The organism is Bartonella sp. AP20NXHL (assembly GCF_042196165.1).
In the GTDB taxonomy this organism is placed as follows: Bacteria; Pseudomonadota; Alphaproteobacteria; order Rhizobiales; family Rhizobiaceae; genus Bartonella.
In genome coordinates this window covers 31092-56050 of sequence record NZ_JBHIPV010000002.1, presented here as the reverse complement: position 1 = coordinate 56050, position 24959 = coordinate 31092, and the positions used below count along the sequence as shown (strand labels likewise).

The 24959-nt window shown below is 34.1% G+C and carries 18 protein-coding genes, 1 tRNA gene and 1 pseudogene; 12 read left to right on the top strand and 8 right to left on the bottom strand.

Translation table 11 applies throughout. The annotated features are described in order from the left end of the window. Positions 1-135: 135 nt before the first annotated feature. A tRNA-Gln gene (locus ACFILL_RS01470) sits at positions 136-210 on the bottom strand. A gap of 869 nt (positions 211-1079) precedes the next feature. Between ACFILL_RS01470 and ACFILL_RS01465 the strand changes: the two genes are divergently transcribed. Beyond that, the gene (locus tag ACFILL_RS01465; protein ID WP_273791618.1) at positions 1080-1682 is read left to right on the top strand and encodes a superoxide dismutase; all 603 of its coding nucleotides are present in this window, start codon (positions 1080-1082) and stop codon (positions 1680-1682) included. Between the two features lie 82 nt (positions 1683-1764). Here the strand turns inward: ACFILL_RS01465 and ACFILL_RS01460 are convergent, their stop codons facing one another. Further along, positions 1765-3858: a S9 family peptidase gene (locus ACFILL_RS01460; protein WP_375643144.1), complete on the bottom strand. Its 2094-nt coding sequence runs from the start codon at positions 3856-3858 to the stop codon at positions 1765-1767. 853 nt (positions 3859-4711) lie between these two features. On the opposite strand from ACFILL_RS01460, the gene ACFILL_RS01455 reads away from it, so the two are divergent. After that, the gene (locus ACFILL_RS01455; protein WP_012754848.1) at positions 4712-5149 is read left to right on the top strand and encodes a MucR family transcriptional regulator; all 438 of its coding nucleotides are present in this window, start codon (positions 4712-4714) and stop codon (positions 5147-5149) included. 98 nt (positions 5150-5247) lie between these two features. Here the strand turns inward: ACFILL_RS01455 and ACFILL_RS01450 are convergent, their stop codons facing one another. Both ACFILL_RS01450 and ACFILL_RS01445 read right to left on the bottom strand, forming a co-directional pair. After that, on the bottom strand, positions 5248-5658 hold the full coding sequence (locus tag ACFILL_RS01450; protein ID WP_375637421.1) for a SufE family protein: 411 nt from the start codon (positions 5656-5658) through the stop codon (positions 5248-5250). Positions 5659-5766: 108 nt separating this feature from the next. Further along, positions 5767-6142 (bottom strand): annotated as a pseudogene (locus ACFILL_RS01445) (DUF5330 domain-containing protein). A gap of 1038 nt (positions 6143-7180) precedes the next feature. Here ACFILL_RS01445 and ACFILL_RS01440 point away from each other — a divergent pair. After that, positions 7181-8014 (top strand): peptidoglycan-binding domain-containing protein, encoded by an 834-nt coding sequence (locus tag ACFILL_RS01440; RefSeq protein ID WP_375643145.1) that lies wholly within the window; start codon positions 7181-7183, stop codon positions 8012-8014. Positions 8015-9755: 1741 nt separating this feature from the next. Here the strand turns inward: ACFILL_RS01440 and ppdK are convergent. From ppdK to ACFILL_RS01425, 3 genes are all read right to left on the bottom strand, one after another. Then, complete coding sequence (gene ppdK / locus ACFILL_RS01435; protein ID WP_375631392.1) at positions 9756-12422, bottom strand: pyruvate, phosphate dikinase; 2667 nt, start codon at positions 12420-12422, stop codon at positions 9756-9758. Positions 12423-12599: 177 nt separating this feature from the next. Beyond that, positions 12600-13259 carry a DsbA family protein gene (locus ACFILL_RS01430; protein ID WP_273791562.1) on the bottom strand — a complete coding sequence of 220 codons (660 nt, stop codon included), beginning with the start codon at positions 13257-13259 and terminating at the stop codon, positions 12600-12602. Between the two features lie 82 nt (positions 13260-13341). Next, complete coding sequence (locus tag ACFILL_RS01425) at positions 13342-13842, bottom strand: DUF721 domain-containing protein (RefSeq protein WP_273791561.1); 501 nt, start codon at positions 13840-13842, stop codon at positions 13342-13344. A gap of 203 nt (positions 13843-14045) precedes the next feature. On the opposite strand from ACFILL_RS01425, the gene mutY reads away from it, so the two are divergent. Further along, positions 14046-15104, top strand: a complete 1059-nt coding sequence (mutY, locus tag ACFILL_RS01420) for an A/G-specific adenine glycosylase (RefSeq protein ID WP_273791560.1) — start codon at positions 14046-14048, stop codon at positions 15102-15104. Positions 15105-15860: 756 nt separating this feature from the next. Here the strand turns inward: mutY and ACFILL_RS01415 are convergent. Continuing rightward, positions 15861-16949 carry a site-specific DNA-methyltransferase gene (locus ACFILL_RS01415; RefSeq protein ID WP_375613050.1) on the bottom strand — a complete coding sequence of 363 codons (1089 nt, stop codon included), beginning with the start codon at positions 16947-16949 and terminating at the stop codon, positions 15861-15863. Between the two features lie 372 nt (positions 16950-17321). Between ACFILL_RS01415 and ACFILL_RS01410 the strand changes: the two genes are divergently transcribed. The 8 genes from ACFILL_RS01410 (at position 17322) to ACFILL_RS01375 (ending at position 24888) form a co-directional block, all read left to right on the top strand. After that, on the top strand, positions 17322-18017 hold the full coding sequence (locus tag ACFILL_RS01410; protein ID WP_375643146.1) for an HAD family hydrolase: 696 nt from the start codon (positions 17322-17324) through the stop codon (positions 18015-18017). 430 nt (positions 18018-18447) lie between these two features. Beyond that, complete coding sequence (locus ACFILL_RS01405) at positions 18448-18621, top strand: hypothetical protein (protein ID WP_375643148.1); 174 nt, start codon at positions 18448-18450, stop codon at positions 18619-18621. Positions 18622-18894: 273 nt separating this feature from the next. Then, a complete protein-coding gene (locus ACFILL_RS01400; RefSeq protein ID WP_273791557.1) occupies positions 18895-19128 on the top strand; it encodes a hypothetical protein in 234 nt (77 codons plus the stop codon). An 896-nt stretch (positions 19129-20024) separates the two neighbouring features. Continuing rightward, positions 20025-20381, top strand: a complete 357-nt coding sequence (locus ACFILL_RS01395; protein WP_273791363.1) for a hypothetical protein — start codon at positions 20025-20027, stop codon at positions 20379-20381. A gap of 174 nt (positions 20382-20555) precedes the next feature. Beyond that, the gene (locus ACFILL_RS01390) at positions 20556-20918 is read left to right on the top strand and encodes a hypothetical protein (protein WP_375643149.1); all 363 of its coding nucleotides are present in this window, start codon (positions 20556-20558) and stop codon (positions 20916-20918) included. A gap of 216 nt (positions 20919-21134) precedes the next feature. Continuing rightward, positions 21135-21497 carry a hypothetical protein gene (locus ACFILL_RS01385; protein ID WP_273791361.1) on the top strand — a complete coding sequence of 121 codons (363 nt, stop codon included), beginning with the start codon at positions 21135-21137 and terminating at the stop codon, positions 21495-21497. Positions 21498-22133: 636 nt separating this feature from the next. Next, positions 22134-23531, top strand: a complete 1398-nt coding sequence (gene thrC, locus ACFILL_RS01380) for a threonine synthase (RefSeq protein WP_375643150.1) — start codon at positions 22134-22136, stop codon at positions 23529-23531. Between the two features lie 82 nt (positions 23532-23613). Further along, a complete protein-coding gene (locus ACFILL_RS01375; protein WP_375631389.1) occupies positions 23614-24888 on the top strand; it encodes a M16 family metallopeptidase in 1275 nt (424 codons plus the stop codon). Positions 24889-24959: the final 71 nt, after the last annotated feature.

The following is a 24959-nucleotide window of genomic DNA, read 5'->3' as shown; positions in this document are numbered from 1 at the left end:
CTTAACATATTTAGAGCTAACCCACTATAAATAAGTGTTTCTCAACTTACCAGACTTGCTATGAATAGCAACACAGAGGTTAAGGGGGCTAATCCACTCTCAAGCTGAACTTTGATTAACTAATTTCACTAGAATTGGCTGGGGTACCTGGATTCGAACCAGGGAATGCCGGTACCAAAAACCGGTGCCTTACCGCTTGGCTATACCCCAAAAAAACACGCTTTATAGCGAATCCTGCACCTTATAGCGATTCCTGTGATTGGACGCAATATCTGAAAATCAAAGACCTTACTTTTTTATCATAAAATTTCTGAGTCTTGTATGGCATTGCATCAATACAAATTCGTAGCAGAAACTGATATACAGTTGTGCTTTTAACACAAGTAGAAACTATTTATCCACCAATTATTTTACTCTTTGTATTGATTTTTTAGGAACAGAAAATGAAAATCTTGCAGTTTACTCATTCTAATAAATTTGCATATGATTTACTTTTCTTGATATCTAAAATCTCATCTTGCTCAATTAAGATAAAAGCTGTCACCACATTGGCAACCGGTAAGTGTATGATAGTGCTGCAGTGCTCTTGCATTAAGCATAAAGATGGTAATGTCCACTAATTTTTACATTATATTATTCATGGGTAGCACCATAAAATAAAATCAAGCACATTGAAAAATATTTCCTAAAAAATAACACTTATTATTCTGTTGAAAACATTATGATACACCCATAAACTGGAAGAGTTTTGCAAAAATTAAAAACATTTTATATGGTATTTGAAAAAATAGAGATACAAAAACAAGGAATAATAGCTATTTCCATTTACTTTTTATTCAAAAGATAATGATATTTATTACCCACTCATAGATGTAAAAAATCTTCAGAAGCAATCTTTATGTAGACCAATACCCTTTTTGATTGATGAATATACATTTCCTAAAAGCTTCTTTTACAAAAAGAGAGACATTAAAACTATTTCATACAAACTAGGTATTCAACATTTGCTTTTAAATGCGGTAAATGGCAAATTAGGCTTATGAAATAAGCTTAACAATTAGAATCGAGGAGATTTTTAAATGGCTTTTGAATTGCCCCCGTTGCCTTATGATTACGATGCCCTTTCGCCTTATATGTCACGCGAAACGCTTGAATATCATCATGATAAGCATCACCTCGCTTATCTTACCAACACCAATAATTTTGTGAAAGAGTTAGGCTTAGAAAATGAAAGCCTTGAAGATATTGTTAAAAAAAGTTTTGGAAAAAATATTGGTTTGTTTAATAATGCAGCGCAGTATTACAATCATAACCACTTTTGGCTTTGGATGAAAAAAAATGGTGGTGGCCAAAAACTTCCTGAAAAGTTAGCAAAAGCTATTGACGCTGATCTAGGTGGTTACGACAAATTCCGCGCTGATTTTATTGCTGCTGCTAGTGCCCAATTTGGTTCTGGATGGGCGTGGGTTGCTGTTAAAAATGGCAAGCTTGAAATTATGAAAACGCCTAATGGTGAAAATCCCTTAGTGCACAATGCTCGACCTATTTTGGGTGTCGATGTGTGGGAACATTCCTATTACATTGATTATCGCAATACTCGACCGAAGTACCTCGAAGCCTTTGTAGACCATTTAATTAATTGGGACTATGTTTTGAAACTTTATGAAGAATGTGAATTTTAAACTGTCTCAATAATTTTTTAGTGTATGAAAGTCCCTATAATCCAATAAATTATCGGAGACTTTCATACAGAGGTATTATGGATTAGCAAAAGTCTTTTCCTGCTATCTTTAGAATATATGCATAGATATAGGCAACTTCTTCTAGCTTTGAAAAACGTCCAGCTGCACCAGCGTGCCCTGAATCCATATTAATACGTAATAAAATTGCATTATCGTCTGTTTTTAGGTCTCGTAATTTTGCCACCCATTTTGCAGGCTCCCAGTAAGTTACACGAGGATCTGTTAATCCTGCCATCACAAGTATAGGGGGATAGTTTTGAGCTTTGACATTATCGTAAGGAGAATAGGAAGCAATAAGCTTATAATCTTCTTCTGATTCAAGAGGATTCCCCCATTCGGCCCATTCTGGAGGAGTGAGTGGCAATGAAGCATCTAACATTGTCGCTAAGACATCAACAAAAGGCACATTTGCTACGATCCCAGCAAAATCCTGTGGAGCTATATTGGCAATGGCTCCCATCAACATCCCCCCTGCTGAACCACCATGAGCAATCAGCCGGTCGTGAGAAGTGAATGTATTGTTTACAAGGTAACGCCCACAAGCAATAAAATCTGTAAATGTATTGTGCTTAAAGAGATGTTTTCCTTTCTCATACCATTCTACTCCCTTTTCTTTTCCTCCGCGAATATGAGCAATAGCGTAAATAAAACCTCTGTTTACTAGAGAAAGTACATTACTATTGAAACTGGCAGGTATAGAGATCCCATAAGCACCATAACCGTAAAGCAGACAAGGCGCACCACCATCAAGGGGAGTATTTTTGTGATAAAAAAGTGAAATAGGAATCTTCTCACCATCGTCTGCTATTGCTGTAATACGTCGTGTTACATATGCATCTTTATTATACCCAGAGGGAATTATTTGCGTTTTTAAAAGCATTCGTTTACAACTTTTCATCTCATAATCAAACACTTGATCAGGTGTTGTCATAGACGAATAGGAAAAACGAATAGTTGGACTGTTATATTCTGCAACTCCTTGCAGACCTAAAGAATAAGCCTCTTCAGTAAAAGCAATGGAATTAACTTGTTTAGTGGTACGTTCCATTACTTTTATACGTGGAAGCCCCTCAAAACGTTCGATCCAGACAAGAAAATCTTGATAAGCATCATGGGATAATATTAGGCACCCAAGCTGATGTGGGACAAACTCAGACCAATTTTCTGATTGTGGAGATGTATATGGCGCTACCATAATTTTGAAATCTTTTGCATTATCTAAATTGGTCAGAATATAAAAGACATCACCACCTTCTGTAAGTGAATATTCAATACCTTTTTGTCGTTTCCGTACACATTGGGGAATAGTAAAAGGCGCCTCAGCAGGAATTAACCAGATCTCGGATGTTTCATGATCATGAATATTAATATAAATAACATCATTAAGCTTAGAACCGCTTACATCTAAGAAAAAACCTGGATTGTCTTCACGAAAAATAAGCTTATCTTGTGATTGATCTGTGTTTAATTGGTGATAATAGAGCTCTGAAGGTCGGTGGTTTTTATCCATCTTAGTATAGAAAAAACCTTCAGATCTAGCATCCCATACAATTTGACCAGATGTATCAGTAATTGTGTCCATACAGTCAGACAATGTCTCAAAATTACGAATTTTAGCTGTATAGAATTCTGATCCTTTGTCATCATAGGTCCATACCACATGTGTATGGTCAGGAGATTCTTGAACTGAACCAAATTTGAAATATTCTTTGCCTTCTGCCAAGACGTCACCATTAAGGTACACGTTTTTTTCTCCGCCATTCCTTGGTGTCCGAAAATAATGTGGTTGTTGGCCTCCGGTAACATAAGAGAATCCGTAAGCAAAAGGACCATGTTTTATAGGAACAGAACTATCATTCTCTTGGATCCTGTTTTTCATTTCGGTAAAAAGCAAATCTCGTAGTGGTTTTGTATCAGCCATTTGAGCTGATTGATAAGCATTTTCTTTTTCAAGATAATGTCGAATATTGAGATCAAGACAGTTAGGATTTTTAAAAACATCTTGCCAGTTAGACGCACGTAGCCAATGATAGGGATCATCACGAAAAATACCATGATATATTTCCTTATGAGTGATTCTAGATGCTTTGGGAGGAATTGCAAAAGTGCGAGTCATACACAATCCTATATTAAAATATGTTAACAGCTTCATTTATATGTTAGAATCACAATTATTGATGCAAGTGTACAAATCTATAAGTTCTATTCACTTGCAAAAATAGTGCCATGATAATTTTTAAACTAATACCTTTCTGTTCATTACATATCACAGCTATTGTTTTCTAGGGATATAATACCACTTTTATAATGAAAGTGACTGGTAAAACAATTAAACTATGAGAAAAAGAATTGATTTTTTTTGAAACAGTATAATCGCATAATTTTATAGAAATGAATAAATATATCATAAATATTATTATTACTTTATAAAAAATAAAAATATTCTATGTCGTTTTAATGAATAGTTTTATATTATAAACAATGCTATTGTGTCATGTTTGTAATATATATTGTTTTTTATTATTAAATTTAATAAATATAAATAATAAAAATAAATTTGAAATTTATTAAAAATAAACTTACTAAATTATAAGTATTCAAAACATAAAATAATAATTTATATATTATATTTTTATAATTAGTAATTTTATTTTTACGTTCTCAAAAAAATAAATAAATTTCATCCTATATCTTTTTATATTTGTGATGTATTATATATTATGTATGATATGTTATAGGCTAAAAATATATTTTAGCATGTAATAATTTCGTTTTTCTTATTGTATATTATGACAAAAAATGGGTATTTATTTGATTTTTTTGTGTTTTGGCAATTTTATAGAATAATTGAATTGACAAAAAAGATTTTTGTACAATATGAAACTCATGTGCATGAGATCTTTATATCATGAGTATATGCACTATATCTCGATTTTGAATTACTCAATTTTAAATTAAAGGAAACAAGAATGGAACATCGTGCAGTCTTAGAGACTGAAAGCAATTTAGTTATTACATTGGTTGCTGATATTGTTGCTGCCTACGTGAGTAATAATTCTATTCGACCGACTGAAGTGCCAAGTTTAATTGCTGATGTCCATGCTGCTTTTCGTAAAGCAGGGAATCTAGAGTTAACAGAAGTCGAAGTTGAAAAACAAAGGCCTGCCGTTAATCCAAAACGTTCAGTATTTCCTGATTATCTCATTTGCCTTGAAGATGGAAAGAAGTTTAAATCTCTAAAGCGTCATCTCATGACGCATTATGGAATGTTGCCAGAGGAATATCGTGAAAAATGGCAGTTAGATAGTTCTTATCCTATGGTGGCGCCTAATTATGCAAAAACACGATCGGCTTTGGCCAAAGAAATGGGTCTTGGACGCAAAAGCAAACGGAAAAAAACTAAATAATCTTATTTTGCGAAAAAATGGTTTCGTGTATAAAGTTGATTTTAGTATACATGTGTTGTGTGAAGCTTTTGTATATATAGCAATTTCTATCAAGGGGATTACATATAGCTTTCGTTACGAATCCGTTTAATCATTGATTTCAAACCATTTGATCGTTGTGGTGTAAGATTTTCATTTAAACCAAGTTTTTCAAAAAGCTCTTGAGCATCAGAATTGCGAATTTCAGAAGCTTTTTTGCCTGAATAAAAAGCAAGAAGTATATAAATGAGTCCACGCACAATATGAGCATCGGAATCACCTTGAAACGTCAATATTGGATCTTCTGAGTTATTACGTGAAGATAAAAGCCACACTTGGCTAACACAACCAGGAACTTTGTGAGCATCATTTCGAGCGCTTTCCGGAAAAGGTGGCAATTCATAGCCAAGCTCGATGACATAACGATAACGATCTTCCCAATTATCCAAAAGCGAAAAGTTCTCTATAATAGTACCGATTTTTTCCGCCATTATTTTAGTCCTGTTTCGTTTGAATAATCATTCTTGAATACACTTATAAAAAATAAATATTTATTCTTCCTAACATAAATAACACGAAGAACGTTAAAAATCCTTATTTCAAGATAACATTTCATGGTTTTGTAAGAACTCTTGTATTTCTATTTTGTAAGAAACATTAGGGGAAGTCTCTGATATTATTTTTGTTCCCTAATATGTTCCCTAAATATTCATAAGCAGCTCTTGCACCGTAATATGCGCGTTCGCCAAGTGAACTTAAAAAAGATTTTCCTACTTTACAGGTTTTTATATTACGGTCACAAAATGCGCCTAAATCATTTAAGGCTTCCTTAAAAGCAATAATCACATCGCTCGTTGTTGTCTCATTATTTTTGGGGCTAGAAGAATGATTACTGCTTGGATCTGCTACAAAAAATGAAATAATGACAAAAATAAAAAATAATAATAATAATAATTTGATTAAAAAACGTATCATGGATAATCAATGTAGCGCAGTGGTAAATACAATAAAAGAAGCATTTTATATACTGTTGCTTTATAAACAATTTATAAAATGTGCTTTTTATAAAATTGAGTATTCATGTATTGGGTCTATATCATTGGCTTTTTTATAAATATGGCACAATTCCGCCGTATAAAATAGGATACATTGTCTATTCAGTAAAAAATTAACATCAAAATTATACACTTACAGGCTGATCATGTTAATGAACATACTATGGTAAAAAATGAGAGATATAATTATGTCGTGTACATACTTATTTTAGATAATAGCTCACCATCTTAGCTTAGTTGAAAAAGCTAAAAAGAGTAAAATTCTGTTATTCTGACTCTAGTGTCGATAAAATATTTATATTATCTATAAAATTTTTACTAGCACATCATAAACATGATCAACATGTCGATCAAAATATTAAACAATAGATGCATCTCTTACAACTCCATCTAAAGATCTCAAGACCAGTTTTTCTATAACATTGTAAATCAATTTAATTGATACGAAGTTATTTACACTAAAATATAATTATATTAAGAGATAATTATATTTTACCAAACCGTTTATGGATAAGTAACCATCTATATGTAAATTATAAAGAATAGATAATGATTGTCATCTGTTTAGTGTTATAGGCAAATATTTTCAATTTTATTTTAAATAATAGGCAAACATATGCCCCAAAATGAAGAATAACGTGGCATTATTGTTTAGATAATTATATGTGATAATGCAGTTTGCAAACACCAAAATGATCTTGAATGCTAATCATTTGGTGCTCTCTTTATACACATTAAAGACTTGTCAAAATGAAATGAATAAAAGTTGCCAAGAACTCTTGTTGATTTATCAACTTATAAATTGATATAATGAAGCTGCTCATTTTAGGAGTTTGAAAGGAAAAATCAATAATGTCAATGCACTTCTCTCTGGCTGGAAGTAAGAACTGATTCATATTCGTTTCCTAATTTATATTTGTTTCTTTGTAAAAAATAAACGCAACTGAAAATAAAAGTAATGGCAACAAAACGAAAGACATACCGAAAAAAAACTGTAAAACACCGTAAATACTATAGTAGTATTGTTATAACACTTCTTCTTATAATTTTTCATTTTATTTTTTGGAGTGCAAAAACTCTTTATTTCTATACGCGAAAAAATACTTTATTTTTTGTTGGATCTCTTCTTTTTAGCATTAGTTTTTTATTTATTTCATTTAATGCTTTATTTTCGCAAATGACAACGCATCAAAATATTTTAACTCAAATGAAATTTTCCTCTGTTCAAAGTATAGGTAAGAGCTCTACTTTATCGGAAAAAGAAGAAAAATCACAAGAACTCTCCCGTGTAACTTCTGTACATTCTCAAAATCATAACCACACAAATTCATCTTTATCCTCTCAATCAGCAAGCATGCTGGAAAAGCAAAAAGAACTAGCAAAATTAGGCCTTTATGATGGACCCTTAGATGGATTGGAAGGACCTAAAACACGCCGAGCCATCACTTTATGGAAACAGCAAACTGCTCAGAGAATGCAAAAGAATGTTCTATCTAATCCCGCAACAGATGAAATCGCGATATTAATTAAGCAAAGCGAAATAGAAACAAACAATACAAAAAATATGACACACTTAAAAGAAGCTATTTTAGAGCCTTCTGTTGAAGATATTATACAAGTGCAAAAAGCTTTACATATTTTTGGGAATGAAGAGGTTATTGTCACAGGAATAGAAGATCAAAAGACGATAGAAGCTTTAAAACAGTTTCAAAAAATATTTGATCTTCCTGTAACAGGTAAAATTAATCACACAATTTTAATGAAAATGCGTGAAATTGGTTTATTTAATTGAAGCTAATCATCTACATTATAAAAATAATCTCTTAATTTATAATGATAATTCATCTTTCGTTTGTTTAATGCTCCCCTCAAAAATTCCTTCATCTCAAGCCCTCTTATATTCAATCAATCAGAATGGTTTTCTTACACATTACATATTGAGCCGTATAATTTGCTGCAAGAAAACCACAACCGATTGCAGAAAAAAGAAATATTGCAAAATAGAAAACGCGCTTGTTCTAGCATTTTTATTGCTTCTGATGATAAAAGGACACGAAATTTTTGTAGTATCACGTAAACCTTTCATATTATCGAACCACGAATTGTCCATATATTATCGTCAATTTGATCTTTATAAATATGATGCAAAGAATTTATGCAAACACCTGTAAGGATAAGTAGACGTAAAGCTAGTTGTGTTATGGTTGTTGTTTTGCAAAGTATCTGAAAAAAACAGCACTTCTCTCCAATCTATTGCTGGAAAATTATGTGTTTTATGACATTGTTTTCCTAAGATAGCGTGTGTGTTTAATATTGCCTATAAATCAACATCTAAATTTAACGCAGCAGTATATTTGAAACAAATGTTAAGACAGTTTAGTACTTTTCTCAGCTGTTATAGCTTTTGTATGCCAAATGGAGGCAAGAATATTGCGCATCTCTGTTTGTATAATCTCTTAAAACAGGGAGACAGCCTAATTTGGGAAGAATATGAAATTTTAAGGTAAAAACCAGTTTTCATCTTTGCCATTTCCTTTTAATTCAGCTTTACGCCTTTCAAAGACATCTAAAGCAATATCTTTAAAATAATGGAGATTACCTATTGCCTCATGCTTTTATTTATCACATGTCTTTTTGAACTCACTCCCCCCTCACGCAAAACAAAATGTCCCAAACGAAATACACTTGGATTGCCATTCACGGGCTTTCTTAAAAAAACATCTCTTAAAGCACCCAAGACCATTTCACAACAACGCCCGTGAATAATAGCAGCCCCTACTGCGCGCGCGCTATTATTTTTACACTTGTGAAAAAGCAAGCCAGCACCATTACACACTGTACCTACCTTCAATTTGTGACAACTCTTGACACTTGAGACGATTCATAAGAGGCATATCCTTGCTTTATTTTTTTATCCACAGACGCTCATCCCGCCTATAACATGCAAAAAACATGGTTTTGATTGATTCATTATAAAAGAAGTTGAAATGAGAAGATCTTATGATATTTACAGCTTTTGTTCAATATAAGAAATAAAAAAATATCATTATAAATCAACATATTGTATAACTTTGATATTCCTTCATAAAGGTAAAGATGGTAGCGTATAGTGGAGTTTATAAACTTACGGGGAGTTTACATAATCCCCATTCCACGAATGTCAATGTGAAATGGACATCCACTGAGAGATGTCTATCTCAAACAGCATGATGTGCAAAAAAAATACATTTGTTTGGAGCATTCTATTTTGCGTGAGGAGCTCATTCCCCCATAAAAAAGCAAACGCGTAAATTGACTGCACAATAACACGTTTCTCTCTATCAAGAGGTTCTTCAATAGAAAGTGTATTAATAATACATCTTTGTCTATCCTGCTTTATATTTTTTCTTATAAACTTCTAAAAAAAGCACTTTCTCGCGTAACATAACTTATCGTGCATTTTAGAAGCATTTTTATTCCCTTTATTAAAGAAAATAAAAGAATATATAAAAATTTATTTCAGTAATAACGATACAACAAAAAATATTAACCCATTACATCCTTTTTGCTATTGCGGCCTGAGCTGCTGCTAAACGAGCAATTGGTACTCGAAAAGGAGAACACGAAACATAATCTAAGTTATTTTCTTCGCATAAAGTAATAGAAGCAGGATCGCCTCCATGTTCACCGCAAATTCCCAATTTTATTTTTGCACGCTTTGAACGTCCACGCTGTGCAGCAATGGTAATAAGTTCCCCTACTCCATCACGGTCAATAGACACGAAAGGATCTTGCTCTAAAAGACCTTTTTGAAAATAGGTTGCTAAAAAAGGAGCAGCATCATCACGGGAAATCCCAAAAGTAGTTTGTGTCAAATCGTTTGTTCCAAATGAAAAAAATTCAGCAGTTTCAGCAATTTCATCTGCTCGAAGCGCCGCCCTTGGAAGTTCAATCATCGTCCCAACCATATATTGAATAGTGCTTCCCTTTTCTTTCATCACTTCTTCAGCAACCTGATCAATACGCGCTTTTACAAAATCGAGTTCAGATTTAAGCGCAACCAGTGGCACCATAATTTCAAGCATAACAGGAGATCCAGATTTTTGGGCAGCTTCTGCTGCTGCTTCAAAAATCGCCCGCGCTTGCATTTCTGCAATTTCAGGATAAGTAATAGCTAAACGGCATCCTCGTAATCCAAGCATAGGATTAAATTCGTGCAACTGCTGAGCGCGTTCAGCAAGAACTTCAGCAGAAACCCCCATAGCTGTTGCAACATCAAGAATTTCTGCTTTCGTTTTAGGCAAAAATTCATGTAATGGTGGATCTAGCAAGCGGATAGTAACAGGTAAACCACACATAATTTCAAATAATTCACTAAAATCTGAACGCTGCATTGGCAAAAGCTTATCTAGTGCTTTACGACGACCACTTTCATCATGACTTAAAATCATTTCACGCATAGCAACGATACGTTCATCAGAAAAAAACATGTGCTCCGTACGGCAAAGACCTATACCTTCAGCCCCAAAAGATCGCCCCATACGGGCATCAGATGGTGTATCAGCATTAGCGCGAACTCTTATACGTCGCATCCCATCAGCCCATTCCATTAATTTTGCAAAGTCTCCGCAAAGCTGAGGCTGCAACATTGCAACTTTCCCTTTGAAAATTTCTCCACTTCCACCATCAATTGTGATAACATCACCTTTTTTTAAGCTTTCTCCTGAGGCAAACAACGTATTTGTGTTATAATCAATCCGCACACTGCCAGCACCAGAAATACATGGTTTTCCCATCCCCCGCGCAACAACAGCAGCGTGACTTGTCATACCGCCACGCGTTGTTAAAATTCCTTCTGCAGCATGCATACCATGAATATCTTCTGGGCTTGTTTCTACACGGACCAAAATAACTTTGCGACCTTCCGCCGACACAGTTTCTGCCTCTTCTGAAGTAAAAACAATTTCACCAGTTGCGGCTCCAGGAGAAGCAGGTAAACCACGTCCTATAACAAAACGTTCTGCTTTAGGATCAAGTGTTGGATGCAAAAGTTGGTCCAGCGACTTTGCATCAATACGCATCACAGCCTCTTCACGGTTTATTAACCCCTCCTCAACCATTTCAATTGCCATCTTGAGAGCCGCACGAGCCGTGCGTTTTCCTGAACGAGTCTGAAGCATCCATAATTTACCTTTTTCAATGGTAAATTCGAGATCTTGCATATCCCGATAATGCTGCTCAAGCTTCTGCGCAATCTGACATAATTTCAAAAAAGCCTCAGGCATAATTTTTTCTAACGACGGTCTATTTGAACCAGCAACAATACGCGCACTTTCTGTAATATTTTGAGGCGTTCGAATGCCCGCCACAACATCTTCCCCTTGCGCATTAACTAAAAATTCACCATAAAGTTCTTTTTTCCCTGTCGATGGATTGCGTGTAAAAGCAACACCTGTTGCTGAATCTTCTCCCATGTTACCAAAAACCATAGCTTGCACATTAACTGCCGTTCCCCAACTTTCAGGAATGCTATGTAAACGGCGATAAGTAACTGCGCGTGCCGTCATCCAACTTGAAAAAACGGCTCCAATTGCCCCCCATAACTGTTGTTCAGGATCTTGTGGAAAAGGGGTTCCTAATTTTTCTTCAACATAGGCTTTATAAGAAATAATAACATTCTTCCAATCATCTGCTGTCATTTCTGTATCAATAGTGTAACCATTGCATGCCTTTGCTTCATCAAGAATCTCTTCAAAATACGAATGGTCTAGCCCCAAAACAACGTTAGAATACATTTGGATAAAACGCCGATAACTATCATAAGCAAAACGTTCATTATTGGCTTGTAAAGCAATGGCTTTTACAGTCTCATCATTCATGCCAAGGTTAAGCACTGTATCCATCATCCCTGGCATAGAAGCCCTAGCCCCTGAACGAACAGACAGCAAAAGTGGCTTTTGCTCACTCCCAAATTCACGTCCTGTTTGTTCACCAACACGTCTTAGTGCTTGCTTAACAGATTCCTGTAGCTCTTCTGGATATGATTTGTCATGAGCGTAATAAAAATTACAAACTTCTGTTGTCAGCGTAAATCCTGGCGGTACGGGCAAACCAAGATTACTCATTTCTGCCAAATTAGCCCCTTTACCTCCGAGAAGGTTACGCTCACTTGCACTTCCTTCTGCCTTTCCATCTCCAAAACTATAAACCCATTTTTTCACTGTACAAATCCTCCCATATCAGCATCAAAACATCATTCAACCGAGGCTCATTTAAAAGCAATGATTTGATTCAAAATTGGCTCAAAAACAATATCGCTTCATAAATGCATAATATTAATCCTTCCAAAGGAGATAATGGCCAAAAGTATCACTATCCATCTTCTGGAAGATTAAGATTCAGTTTTTAAGAAAACTATCAATCACCGAAAAAAATTCTTCTACTTTCATGGCACCTTCATATTTACTACCATTAATAAAGAAAGTAGGTGTTGCTGTGACACCAAGCTCTTTACCGCGTTCAAAAGATGCATTTACTTCATCTAAAATGGACTGATTTTTCAAACAAGCAGTAAAACTTTCATCTGTAAAACCAGCCATTAAGCCAATTTTTTTCAATGGTGTTAGAGCATTTTTTCCGAAAGCCCATTCATTTTGTTTTTGAAATAAAACTTCTATCAAAGGAAAATAGCGATCTTCTGGTGCACACCGTGCCAACATAAAACCTGCTGTTGCCCGAGGATCAAAAGCATATTCTCGGAAAATAAGTTTTACTTTTCCTGTTTTGATATATTTTTTACGAATTTGGGGAAGTATATCATTATAAAAATGCGCACAATGGGTACATGTCAACGAAGCATACTCAACAATGACGACTGGTGCATCCGCCTCTCCCTCAAAGCGATCCTTTACTTTACCCGATTGGAGAAGCTCTGCCATATCAACAGTTGTTGCCACTGGTTTGGGATCACGCGCTAAAGCAACTGTTACACTGTTTTGTACAATCGTTATGAAGAGAAAAATTATCCCGAAAGATAAAAAAGAACGATATTTTACCATAAATAATACTTTTCTGTTGTTATTAACAAATAGGAATCCAATGCTTTCTCATATATTAAAGAAAAATATATAAAATATCTTTCTATTTATTATTTTTTTCCAAGAAAATGCAACAGCCAAGTTTATAAAGTGCTTGGTGCAAGCTTTTATCTTCAATTCCTTCAAGCATTTTTTCCACGCATTTTTTGTCTTGTTCACTCAAAGGCGGTTTTAGAGGCAAGTGATTCATAAAAACCGACATACTCCTTTGCTCAATCTTGATGCGATCAATAGCAATGTAGCCAAAAAATCCGTTAATTCTATGAAGTAATTCCTCTGTTTCATGCATCAATTTTAACGCAGCAAATCCTTCACATGCGACAACAAGTGTTGCTGGCTGAAAAACTTCATCTTGATCTGCACGACGTTTCCAAATAATTTTAAGCGGCATTGTATGTTCACTGATATCATAGCCCGCAATCTGTGGCCAATGTTCTATAAGCGCTACATTAAGCCCTGTCCGTTTGCGTAAAACTGGATCAAGTATTTTGTATACCGTCTCAGAAAGAGAATAAAAGATACGTTTTTTAAGCTGTTTTCTCATTTTTAGATCATTGTTCAACCGCTTACTAAATTAAAATCATTTGTTTCATCTAGAAATTGTTGCCTCCTCAATTTATGAAATATCAACAAAATAAAAAGCCTTTTCTCACCAGAGCCTTGACAATAAAAGAGCAAAAAACATGAATTACAAAATAAATAATTTTTTCTTTTGCATTTTATATCTCCCTATGCTTGAAAGCAATCATGTATGAAATTTCTTCGCACCTCCTTGCTTGGTACGATCAAAATCACAGACATCTTCCATGGCGGATTACCCCTGAAAAGCAAAAACAAGGTATCCGTCCTGATCCTTATCAAGTTTGGCTTTCTGAAATCATGCTTCAACAAACAACCGTTGAAACAGTTAAGCCTTATTTTAAAAAATTTCTAAAACTATGGCCTGATCTTTTCTCTTTAGCAAAAGCCTCACAAGATGATATCATGAAAGCATGGGCTGGACTTGGTTATTATTCACGCGCACGTAATCTTAAAAAATGTGCGCGACAGCTTGTTGAAAACTACGCGGGACAATTTCCACAATCTGTAAAAGAATTGCGAACTCTAGCCGGTATTGGAGATTATACTGCCGCAGCCATTGCTGCGATTGCTTTTAACCACCCTGTAGCAGTGGTTGATGGTAATGTCGAACGTGTGGTAGCGCGACTTTTTGCTATCACTTCAATATTGCAAAAAGCAAAAGTTGAAATTAAAGAAAAAACACAAAAAATTACTGCTTTAAATCGTCCTGGTGACTTTGCTCAAGCAATGATGGATTTGGGAGCAACAATTTGTACTCCACGCAAACCATCTTGTTATACCTGCCCTCTTCAATGTTTATGCAAAGCAGAAAAGATGCAACAACCGGAGTCTTTTCCAGTTAAAGCCCCTAAAAAAGAACGCCCTTCAAAAACAGGTATTGCTTTTGTGGTCCTTAATAAAAAGAGACAAATTTATTTGGAAAAACGACAGACGCAAAAGCTCCTTGGTGGAATGACCCAAATTCCTAACAATATTGGCATAAACAACGAAAATGGGCTCCAAAACGCACCCTTTACTGCCAATTGGCAATTCAAGGGACAAATTACACATGTTTTTACTCACTTTTCTCTAAAACTCGATGTTTACTATACCGAAGATGTTCATGAAATGAATTGTGAAAATGGTTGGTGGTGTAACATTCAACATCTTACCGAAGAAGCATTACCTACTGTTATGAAAAAAGCCATTTCCGTAGCACTTCCCAATTCTTTCAGATTTAAATAACCTTCCCTATTCATAAAAATGTTTTCTAACAGAGACTTTTGTATCTCTAGCGATTATTTATTAATCTGCAAAAGAAAAATTAAAAAAATGAAATAACCAATTTTTTCTACAGATAAGAATTAAGGAGGGATAGAAAAGCTTAAAAATCTTAAATTTAAATTTCAGGTTCTATCCTTTTTTCGCTTATGAAGGAGTAAGTCGGCTCCATCGTTATATTTACCAGCCCCCTCAACATCCCTTGGTACGTGAAACGGTTCATAAGAGGTACTTTTAGTTCTTTCGTTAACAATTTTTATTCACACGCCAACCCCGTTTATGACATGCAAGCAAGTAATTTTCATCGATTTAATATGGAACAAGTTTGAAATGAAAAAACTTGACGATATTCCGAGGGCAATTCAATATGAGTTGCGTTAAATTATCTTTATAAATAAATACATTTTACGCACTTTACAGATGTACGTATTCAAAAAAGCACTTAATTTGGAACTTCTGAATGAACCTTTTAATTCTGATATTTCATTTTTATAAGCTTATATTGAAATTTTACTGTCTTGGAACTAAAACTAGAACATAGAGTGAAAATTTCTCATTTTAATTTCTTCTACAAGAAGCATAAAAATACTCGCTTGCCGCTTACAAGCGAGATTAGTGTGTCAATAAAAAACATCTAAGAAAGGCATAAAACGCCCTCACGTCCATCTTAATCAAGATCAGGTACATTGGTGGTCAATAGAATGAAGCGATCAGCTTAGTTCATAAAACACCCGTTTTTAACATTTGTGAACGTATGATCATTCTTAAATGATCTATGGACTTCAACCGTCCATTTTCCTCATAATACCAAAAGGTCCAACCATTACAACTCTGCGAATCTTGAGCCTTTCTTCCCATTGCGTGAATTGAACCCGCTTCACCACCATGCATAATCGTACCATCAGCTCTTACAATAGCAGATACTTGCTTCTTACGATCATAAAGAACTTCTCCAGGATAGAGTAAACCTGCTTCAAGCAAACTGTTGAATGCTACGCGCGGTTCTGCTTTTTTTCTATCCAAAATCGCTAGTTCTGGTTGCGCTAAAGGTTGAACCGCCGCAATTCTCTCACATGCTGCATCGATGTAATCTTGCTCGCGTTCAATCCCAACAAAATCACGCCCTAAAAGCTTGGCAACAGCACCTGTTGTTCCCGAACCAAAAAACGGATCGAGAATAACATCACCAGGTTTACTAGAAGCCATAATAATACGCGCTAATAACGCTTGCGGTTTTTGTGTTGGATGCAATTTACGCCCTGAATCATCCTTTAAACGTTCAGCTCCAGTGCAGAGAGGGAAAAGCCAATCTGAACGCATTTGTAGATCTTCATTTGCCGCTTTTAAGGCATCATAATTAAATGTGTACTTTTTATCTTTTTGATCTCGCACGGCCCAAATAAGCGTCTCATGAGCATTTTGAAAACGGCGCCCTCGAAAATTAGGCATCGGATTATTCTTGCGCCAAATAATATCATTAAGCATCCAAAAACCTAAATCTTGTAATGCCGTCCCAACCCGAAAAATATTATGGTAAGATCCGATAACCCAAAGTGTTCCGTTGGGTTTTAATACACGACGACAAGCAAGCAACCATGCACGGGTAAAAGCATCATAAGCAGCAAAACTCTCAAACTGATCCCATGCATCATCAACCGCATCAACAAGCGAATGATCTGGACGGTATAAAGCTCCATCCAATTGCAAATTATAGGGTGGATCTGCAAAAATCATATCAACAGAATGTTTTGGAAGTTTTTCTAGAACGGAAACACAATCTCCTTTAAAAATTTTATTGCGCCATGGCATTTGTGAGGGGATACGAAGGAAATCTTTTTGAAGCTGAATAACTGTCATGAAAAACCCAACAAAATTAACTAAATTTGCCCTATAATCAACTAAAATAGTTTATAGGCCCGCATTACCAATCCATATTTACAAAATAGCGTAAACGTATCGTTAAAATTCTACAAAATTGATAATTGTTTTTGTTTTTTTAGTAAAAAAAAACTTTCACATGAATGAAACCTTAATTTTCTTTTTTTCAATGTACTGTTCCCATATCTTTTATTTCGTAAAAGAATTAAGAATCATTTTCAAAACTTATTTTTATGAAATAAGATCCTCTCAATATCGTTTTCATGAAAGTTGTCCATCTCGTAACATGTAAAGGAATATCTTATGCCTCAGATAGATCTTATTATTTTTGATTGTGACGGAGTTCTCGTTGACTCTGAATATCTTGCAGCAAAAATTGGATCACAATTGCTCAAACAAACAGGATATGAAATATCACCCGAAGAATTGAGTGAGCGTTTTGCAGGGCTTATCTTTCGCGATATTCTTAAACACGTTGAACAGGAAACAGAAAAACCAATTTCTGCTCATCTCATAGACCAAATGACTAATATTTTTCGTACACAAATAAAAACTAAATTACGGGCTATTGATGATGTAAGAGAAGCTGTAGAAATTATTCAAACACGCTATCCCTACTGTATCTGCTCTAATGCAAAAAGCGTAGATATAAAAGAGATGCTCACCACGGTTGATCTCTATGACCTTTTTGAAGGTAAAATATTTTCAGCACCTGAAGTTGGAACAAAAAGAACGAAACCGGCCCCTGATGTTTTCCTTTTTGCCGCACAACAATTACAAGTAGAGCCCCAAAACACTATCGTTATAGAAGATTCACTTCATGGTGTACACGCAGCTATAGCAGCAGGCATGCGCGTCATCGGCTTTACGGGAGGATCACATAGCTATCATGGCCACTCTAATGCACTTGCAGAAGCTGGTGCAGAAACAGTTATCGCAAAACATGCTCATTTAGGAGAAGTTTTAGAAGCAATGGCAATATGGCGCGATCTATTATAAAAAAAATCTCTTGAATATATTAGTTTGTAAACTCTTGTAAGAAGAATTTTTACTCAAATGTCCTTCTCTTCTCGTTGCTCCTTTTATAATAACTTCAATAAATGCGTATCACGACACGGGTGAATTGCATCTCAATGTGAAGGAAAAATATAGCGCCTCATTGAAATCATAAGTCTGTTAACCATTGCACGTGCTTTAAAAAAAGCAAAAAACAGGGGTGCCAACTCATAAAAATTAAACCCTGCTTATCTATCTCAACTCCGATATCCCACTCCCAACCTCAGCAGCTCATCCTGATAAATTATTATATTTGTCAAAAAAGGAATATTACGATGCCTTGCTCGATAAGATGTGAGAATTGCTAGCCTCTTTCATCTGATCAAAAAAATCACATACTATGGTAAAATTGTAAGGGATGTGCCTATTGATCATGGAAAAAAATATTAAAATTCGCGGAATCTATGGAACACAAGAGTTTATTGAAAATGATAAAAGCGTCCTTGTTGAGTTACACGGGCTTATATTTGCTCAATCCAAATCTCGTAAACTTGTTGAAGGCTTATTTACTTTGCTGCTTAAACAGTATTTTAACAGCATCAATTAGTACAACCTCCCTAAGATTACAAAAAACAAAAAGAATACATTTTTATGAAAAATGTGCCTTTTATAAAAAACATTTCATACCAAGTAATTTACAGACAACATGTTGATTTATAATCAATAATTAATCATTATTCAAATTAAGCAAAAAAACCGAATATTGTAAGATCCTCTCATTTAAAATCTGGATATGCTGAATTAAAGAAATAAAAATTCCTTTTAATGAATTATCTCAAAAGGCAAAAATTAGTAGCAACATTAGGAGCGAGCAAAGTGTATGGCACTGCCATCTTTCTTCTTTATAAACGTCAAAAATTCTGATGTCCTAAGAATTTTATATTATGGGACTTTATCATCATATATAGCGTTGCAAAATAGGCTTGAGTACCTTGAGAACGGTTTCTTTAAAAAAGCACTTAAATATGAAACATACAATCATGTTAAACAACGTACAGAGATACCAGTAGTTGCTCAAAATTTTCCAAAAGCACTTAATAGACTTTTTAAATAAGCAATGAAATCAGATCTTTTCAAAAGTAATCCAACTTTAGGAAAAACACCCTTTCTAAAAATAAAAGCGGCTTTTCAGTTTGGAAAGAAGAAAATGTCGAAAAATATTATCCAATGCTGATCTTTCGGCACTCATAAATATGTCTGAATTGACATTCTTCTATACACTTTGCATCATAGTAATACGCCGCTCACATTGGCGAGAAAAAGATAATATCATTTATCTCTATCCAATTCGAGCTCTACTTTCCACTATGAGAGAGCTGTATATTTTTTAGTATCTATAACATATTATTATCTATAAGATAAATGTATATAATTAATAGTTAAGTAAGCAGTAGTATTATGCTATCATGATGCAATTAATAATCATTGAATAATAACTTAATAATATCTATATAACACATATTATTAAAATAATGACTATCTATAATAACTCATATAAATAATAATATTTTAGCATGTCCATTAATATTTTAATTTTTAAGAATATTTTTATAAATACATCATAATTTTTATGTTTTTATTATAATATCTATAATAAATAAATTTATATATATTTATTATGTAAAAAGTTTGATCAACTTTATTATTTATAATTGTATTAAAAAAAATAATATTAATATCATTTTATAAAAATCATACGATAACCACGTGTTGTTTTATATATAACACATAATAAGATATTTTATAAAATTTTTTAAAAAATATTTTTGTAATTATTACTGTTACTTTTTTACAATAATGTTTATAAAAAATTACAGTTATATTTTTATATGTATTTTTATTATTGACTAAAAATACATATTGAAATATATAACTTATATATAGTGTGAGATACATAAACATTATGTATATTTCTTACATATATAACTTAAAAATATTTGAGGTAAAGTTATGATAAAAATATTTAAAAATTATATCTTAAGCATTTTTATAGCGAGCACTTTTTTTATTTCACAAACTGTAAATGTTAATGCAAACTATTTGAAAAATGATACTCCAAAAGAGGAACTTTCTGTTTTCCCAATGGAACAAGTAAAATATGCGACATCCGATGTAGTTTCTACGACTGCTTTCTATGTTCCATCTGTAAATTATCAAACAGAAAATGGAACAACTGGTGAAGGAAAATTAGAAAAGGTCGTTGAGCCTATAACTATAGGAATGGGACTATTGTTTACTGGATATGCAATGAGCTTTATAGGATCGATAATAAGTTGGATAAAGGACATAGTATTGATGTTCAAATAATTCAACCTCATCTAGAACTCTAGAATATTAGCTTCATTATGTGTCTATAATTTATTGTAAATAATTACATAATGAAGCTCATCTTTCTACAAAATATAAATGTTGTAGATTATATCCAAATATCCAAAGTATAAATTTACGCATATATATAGTATAAAATATTTGAGGTAACTTATGATTAAATTATTTAAAAATCATATATTAAGTATTTTCATTATGTCTGCCTTTTCTCTTTCTCAGGTTGTAAATGTACATGCAAACTCTTTGCAAAATAGTACTCATCGTGAGAATACTTTTGTTTCTGCAATAAAGCAGAAAAGAAAGGATGTAGTCCATACCGTTTCTCTCTATAGACCCAGTCTAAATCGTGGAGTGAGTAATGAAACTACTATTGAAGGAAAATTTGAAAAGGTCGTTGAACCTCTTACAATCGGGGCTTTTGGTATGGGGATGGCACTTGGATATGCATCAAGTACGATAGGCATGTTTTTAGGATGGATAATAAGTAAAATAATATCGTGTTTTAAATCTCGTTAGAATTGAAATTTCATCAGAATAAAACCTTCTCATATGAAATATAAACTATGGATATATTCTGTGTTGATCGATTGTTGATGACAAAAAACTAATGAATTATCACACTAAGAATGAAAAAAGCTTTAAATGCTTCTGTTTCTCTCAATGTGCACTAATTCTGCCGACGAATCTATTCAATTCAGATTAAAATAAAAGTAAAAGTAGTGGTGAAAAATTATGATTAAAGTATTGAAAACTTACGTATTAAATATTTTAATAGCAGTTTCTTTTTTGCTTTCACAAGTTATAAATGTTCATGCCAATCATTTGAACAATGATACTCAATGGGAAACTGTCTCTTTAATAGAACAAGGAAAGAAAAAAGCTATCGATATAGCGGCTCTTTATGTCCCAAGTTTCACTCATAAAGCAAAAAGTGAATCTGCCTTTGAAGGAAAATTTGAGAAAGTGTTTGAACCAATTACGCTAGGAATTTTTTCTACAGTAGGAGCTTTAGGTTTTGGATTCTTGACTGGATTTGTTATGTCCATATTTAGCGGGATAATCGGATGTGCAATAGGAAAAATTAAAGGAAAATAATTCAAAGATACTCAGTATTTTTTCTATTAAAAATGAGAATACTTTACAGCCTGCTTCACATCATTTAGCAGGCTGTTGTATGTTTTCTATGGATAAACTTTAAGTTACCATACTGTATAGCATAAATATAATATCTATTATTATACAAAATGATAAATTATGCTAAAAAAAGATTATGCAAAGTATAGATTTGCGCACGAAATGCCATAAAATTACCTTATAAATCTTCCAGTGTGAATTCTGAGATGTATCATTTTAACATTCGGTTTAGCAGATGTAATTGTTACAAAGTATTAAGAGCATAAAATAACTATGAATGATTGAGTTTTATACAAAAGTTCTTCAGTAACTACCATTCTATCTATTTAATTTTATTATTTTAGAAGGTGCACAAGTGAAGATACGTTGTAAAATTTAAGTGAGTGAATAATAGAGAGGAAATTTTCGTCTGCAACAGATTTTCTGTGAACATTTGACGTTTATATCTTAAAAATAAAAATGCTTAAGACTATTTCCTTTCATTATTGAGTTAAAAAGAAGAAAAGAAGCTCTATCCATTTAATAATTTAAATATTATGAAAAACGTGAAATAAATAACTTCACCAATTTGCCAGAAATAAAAAAAGGATAAGACTTATGGAATATATCAGCACGAGAGGTGAAGCTCCTGCTTTAAGCTTTACGGAAACAATCATGACAGGGTTGGCAAATGATGGGGGACTTTATTTGCCAGATAAATTTCCTCAGCTATCATTTGATGCGTTACGAGCACTTCGTGGTCAGTCCTATACAACAATTGCTAAAACTATTCTGTGGCCCTTTGTGAATAACGAAATCGAATATACAGCTTTTGAAAATATGATCGCTGAATCTTATGCAACCTTTCACCATCCAGCAATCTGTCCGTTACGACAAACTGGAGCAGATGAATTTATCCTTGAACTCTTTCATGGTCCTACTTTAGCTTTTAAAGATGTAGCAATGCAGTTTCTTTCTCGACTGATGGATTATGTTTTGACTGAAAAAAATAGATGTGCAACGATTATTGCTGCAACATCAGGTGATACAGGTGGAGCTGCGATACAAGCTTTTGCTGGAAAAGAACACTCAGATATTTTTATTTTATTTCCTAAAGGACGTGTATCACCTGTTCAACAACGGCAAATGACAACCAATCAATGTTCAAATGTTCATGCCATTGCCATTGAAGGAAATTTTGATGATTGCCAAGCCCTTGTCAAAGCAATGTTTAATGACCACAATTTTCGTACAAAAAGAGCACTTTCAGGTGTGAATTCTATAAATTGGGCGCGTATCATGGCGCAAATTGTTTACTATTTTTCATCTGCACTTTCTTTAGGAGCTCCTGATAGAGCTGTTTCATTTACTGTTCCTACTGGAAATTTTGGTGATATTTTTGCAGGTTATGTCGCAGCCCGTATGGGATTACCCATTGCTCAACTGGTCATCGCAACGAATGATAACGACATCCTTGTACGTACATTGACCAGTGGTACTTATGAAACACAACCAATAGTCCATACAACATCACCTTCTATGGATATTCAGGTCTCTTCTAATTTTGAACGTTTGCTCTTTGAAAGTGGCAATCGTGATCCAATCTGGATTCGCAATGCAATGGAAAACTTGAAAAAAACGGGGCTCTTTACTCTTGATGAAAAGCAACTCAAAAATATTCGTTCCCTATTTTCCGCCGGGAAAAGCAACATGGCTACAACAGCTCAAACAATTGATAGTGTCTATAAGGAAAGTGGCTATCTTGTTGATCCACATACAGCGGTTGCTCTTCAAGTAGCGCGTGAAAACAAAAAACCGCATATTCCAATGATCGTTCTTGCCACGGCTCATCCAGCTAAATTTCCTGATACGATTAAAAGCGCTTGTGGCCTTCATGCTCCATGGCCATCTCATCTCAATGATGTAATGAAACACGAAGAACATTTTATAAGTCTTGCTAATGATGAAAAAATAGTAAAAGATTATATTTCTTTAAAATCGCGTGCATCTTATTAAAGTTAGCTGCATTAATTTAAATCAAGAATATTCTAATACCTTTACAATGAGGTATTTAGCTTATTAATGGAGTTGTAAATACATGGATGTAGATATATGTCGCCTTAGTAATGGTTTGACTATAGCCACACATACAATGCAACAAATTGATAGTGTTGCCCTCGGGATATGGGTTAAAGTGGGCTCACGCAATGAAACCTCCACACAGCATGGTATTGCTCATCTTCTTGAGCATATGGCTTTTAAAGGAACCGAAAACCGCACTGCTTTTCAAATTGCAACCGATATTGAAGATGTTGGCGGTGAAATAAATGCTACAACCAGTATTGAAACAACAGCTTACTTTGCACGTGTACTTAAAAGCGATATCCCTCTTGCTATAGATATTTTAGCCGATATTTTAATGCATTCAAAATTTGACGACAATGAACTAGAACGAGAAAAACAAGTAATCTTTCAGGAAATTGGTGCTGCCCATGACACTCCTGATGATATTGTTTTTGATCATTTTACAGAAACAGCCTTTCGTCATCAATCCCTTGGGCGCTCTATTTTAGGAACAGCTAAAACTATTCAATCATTTACATCTACTGATCTCCATGATTTCATCAATAAACAATATAGTGCAGATCGTATGATTGTCGTTGCAGCAGGAGCTGTAAAGCACGAAAGTTTCGTGCGAGAAGTTGAAAGTCGTCTTGGTACTTTTCGCTCCCATTCAACCGCACCTCTTACTAATCTTGCAAATTATGTCGGTGGCGACTTTCGTGAATATCGCGATTTAATGGATACACAAGTTGTTCTAGGGTTTGAAGGACGCGCTTATCACGCGCGTGATTTTTATGCGGCCCAAATTCTTTCAATCATTCTTGGTGGTGGTATGTCTTCACGTCTTTTTCAAGAGGTAAGAGAGAAACGTGGATTATGCTATTCTATTTATGCTTTTCATTGGGGATTTTCAGATACTGGACTTTTTGGTGTTCACGCTGCTACCGGACAAGAAGGGCTCAAAGAACTTATTCCTGTGATTCTTGATGAACTTTCCAAGGTCAGCAAAAATATTCACGCTAATGAACTACAACGAGCACAAACGCAATATCGTGCGAACCTGACAATGTCACAGGAAAATCCTTCTAGTCAAGCACATCTCATTGCTCGCCAAATACTCCTTTATGGTCGACCAATTCCAATATCGGAAACAATTGAACGCCTCAATCTCATTACTCCTAAAAGATTAACTGATTTAGCACATCGTCTTTTTACAAACTCCACACCAACACTAACTGCTGTCGGACCTGTAGGACCCCTCATAAATTTTGATGATTTAACGTCAACTCTTTCATACAAGCTAAAGTAAAAACTTCTTTTCAAAGCAGCATCACAATAACATCACATATTTTATCATAAAATTTACCACAAAAGCTCTTC

Excerpts from the sequence above, each read along its gene's own strand:
- ACFILL_RS01465 (WP_273791618.1), top strand. The coding sequence starts at position 1,080 with ATGGCTTTTGAATTGCCCCCGTTGCCTTATGATTACGATGCCCTTTCG.
- ACFILL_RS01460 (WP_375643144.1), bottom strand. The coding sequence starts at position 3,858 with ATGACTCGCACTTTTGCAATTCCTCCCAAAGCATCTAGAATCACTCAT.
- ACFILL_RS01455 (WP_012754848.1), top strand. The coding sequence starts at position 4,712 with ATGGAACATCGTGCAGTCTTAGAGACTGAAAGCAATTTAGTTATTACA.
- ACFILL_RS01450 (WP_375637421.1), bottom strand. The coding sequence starts at position 5,658 with ATGGCGGAAAAAATCGGTACTATTATAGAGAACTTTTCGCTTTTGGAT.
- ACFILL_RS01440 (WP_375643145.1), top strand. The coding sequence starts at position 7,181 with ATGGCAACAAAACGAAAGACATACCGAAAAAAAACTGTAAAACACCGT.
- ACFILL_RS01430 (WP_273791562.1), bottom strand. The coding sequence starts at position 13,259 with ATGGTAAAATATCGTTCTTTTTTATCTTTCGGGATAATTTTTCTCTTC.
- ACFILL_RS01425 (WP_273791561.1), bottom strand. The coding sequence starts at position 13,842 with ATGAGAAAACAGCTTAAAAAACGTATCTTTTATTCTCTTTCTGAGACG.
- mutY (WP_273791560.1), top strand. The coding sequence starts at position 14,046 with ATGTATGAAATTTCTTCGCACCTCCTTGCTTGGTACGATCAAAATCAC.
- ACFILL_RS01415 (WP_375613050.1), bottom strand. The coding sequence starts at position 16,949 with ATGCCATGGCGCAATAAAATTTTTAAAGGAGATTGTGTTTCCGTTCTA.
- ACFILL_RS01410 (WP_375643146.1), top strand. The coding sequence starts at position 17,322 with ATGCCTCAGATAGATCTTATTATTTTTGATTGTGACGGAGTTCTCGTT.
- ACFILL_RS01405 (WP_375643148.1), top strand. The coding sequence starts at position 18,448 with ATGGAAAAAAATATTAAAATTCGCGGAATCTATGGAACACAAGAGTTT.
- ACFILL_RS01400 (WP_273791557.1), top strand. The coding sequence starts at position 18,895 with ATGGCACTGCCATCTTTCTTCTTTATAAACGTCAAAAATTCTGATGTC.
- ACFILL_RS01395 (WP_273791363.1), top strand. The coding sequence starts at position 20,025 with ATGATAAAAATATTTAAAAATTATATCTTAAGCATTTTTATAGCGAGC.
- ACFILL_RS01390 (WP_375643149.1), top strand. The coding sequence starts at position 20,556 with ATGATTAAATTATTTAAAAATCATATATTAAGTATTTTCATTATGTCT.
- ACFILL_RS01385 (WP_273791361.1), top strand. The coding sequence starts at position 21,135 with ATGATTAAAGTATTGAAAACTTACGTATTAAATATTTTAATAGCAGTT.
- thrC (WP_375643150.1), top strand. The coding sequence starts at position 22,134 with ATGGAATATATCAGCACGAGAGGTGAAGCTCCTGCTTTAAGCTTTACG.
- ACFILL_RS01375 (WP_375631389.1), top strand. The coding sequence starts at position 23,614 with ATGGATGTAGATATATGTCGCCTTAGTAATGGTTTGACTATAGCCACA.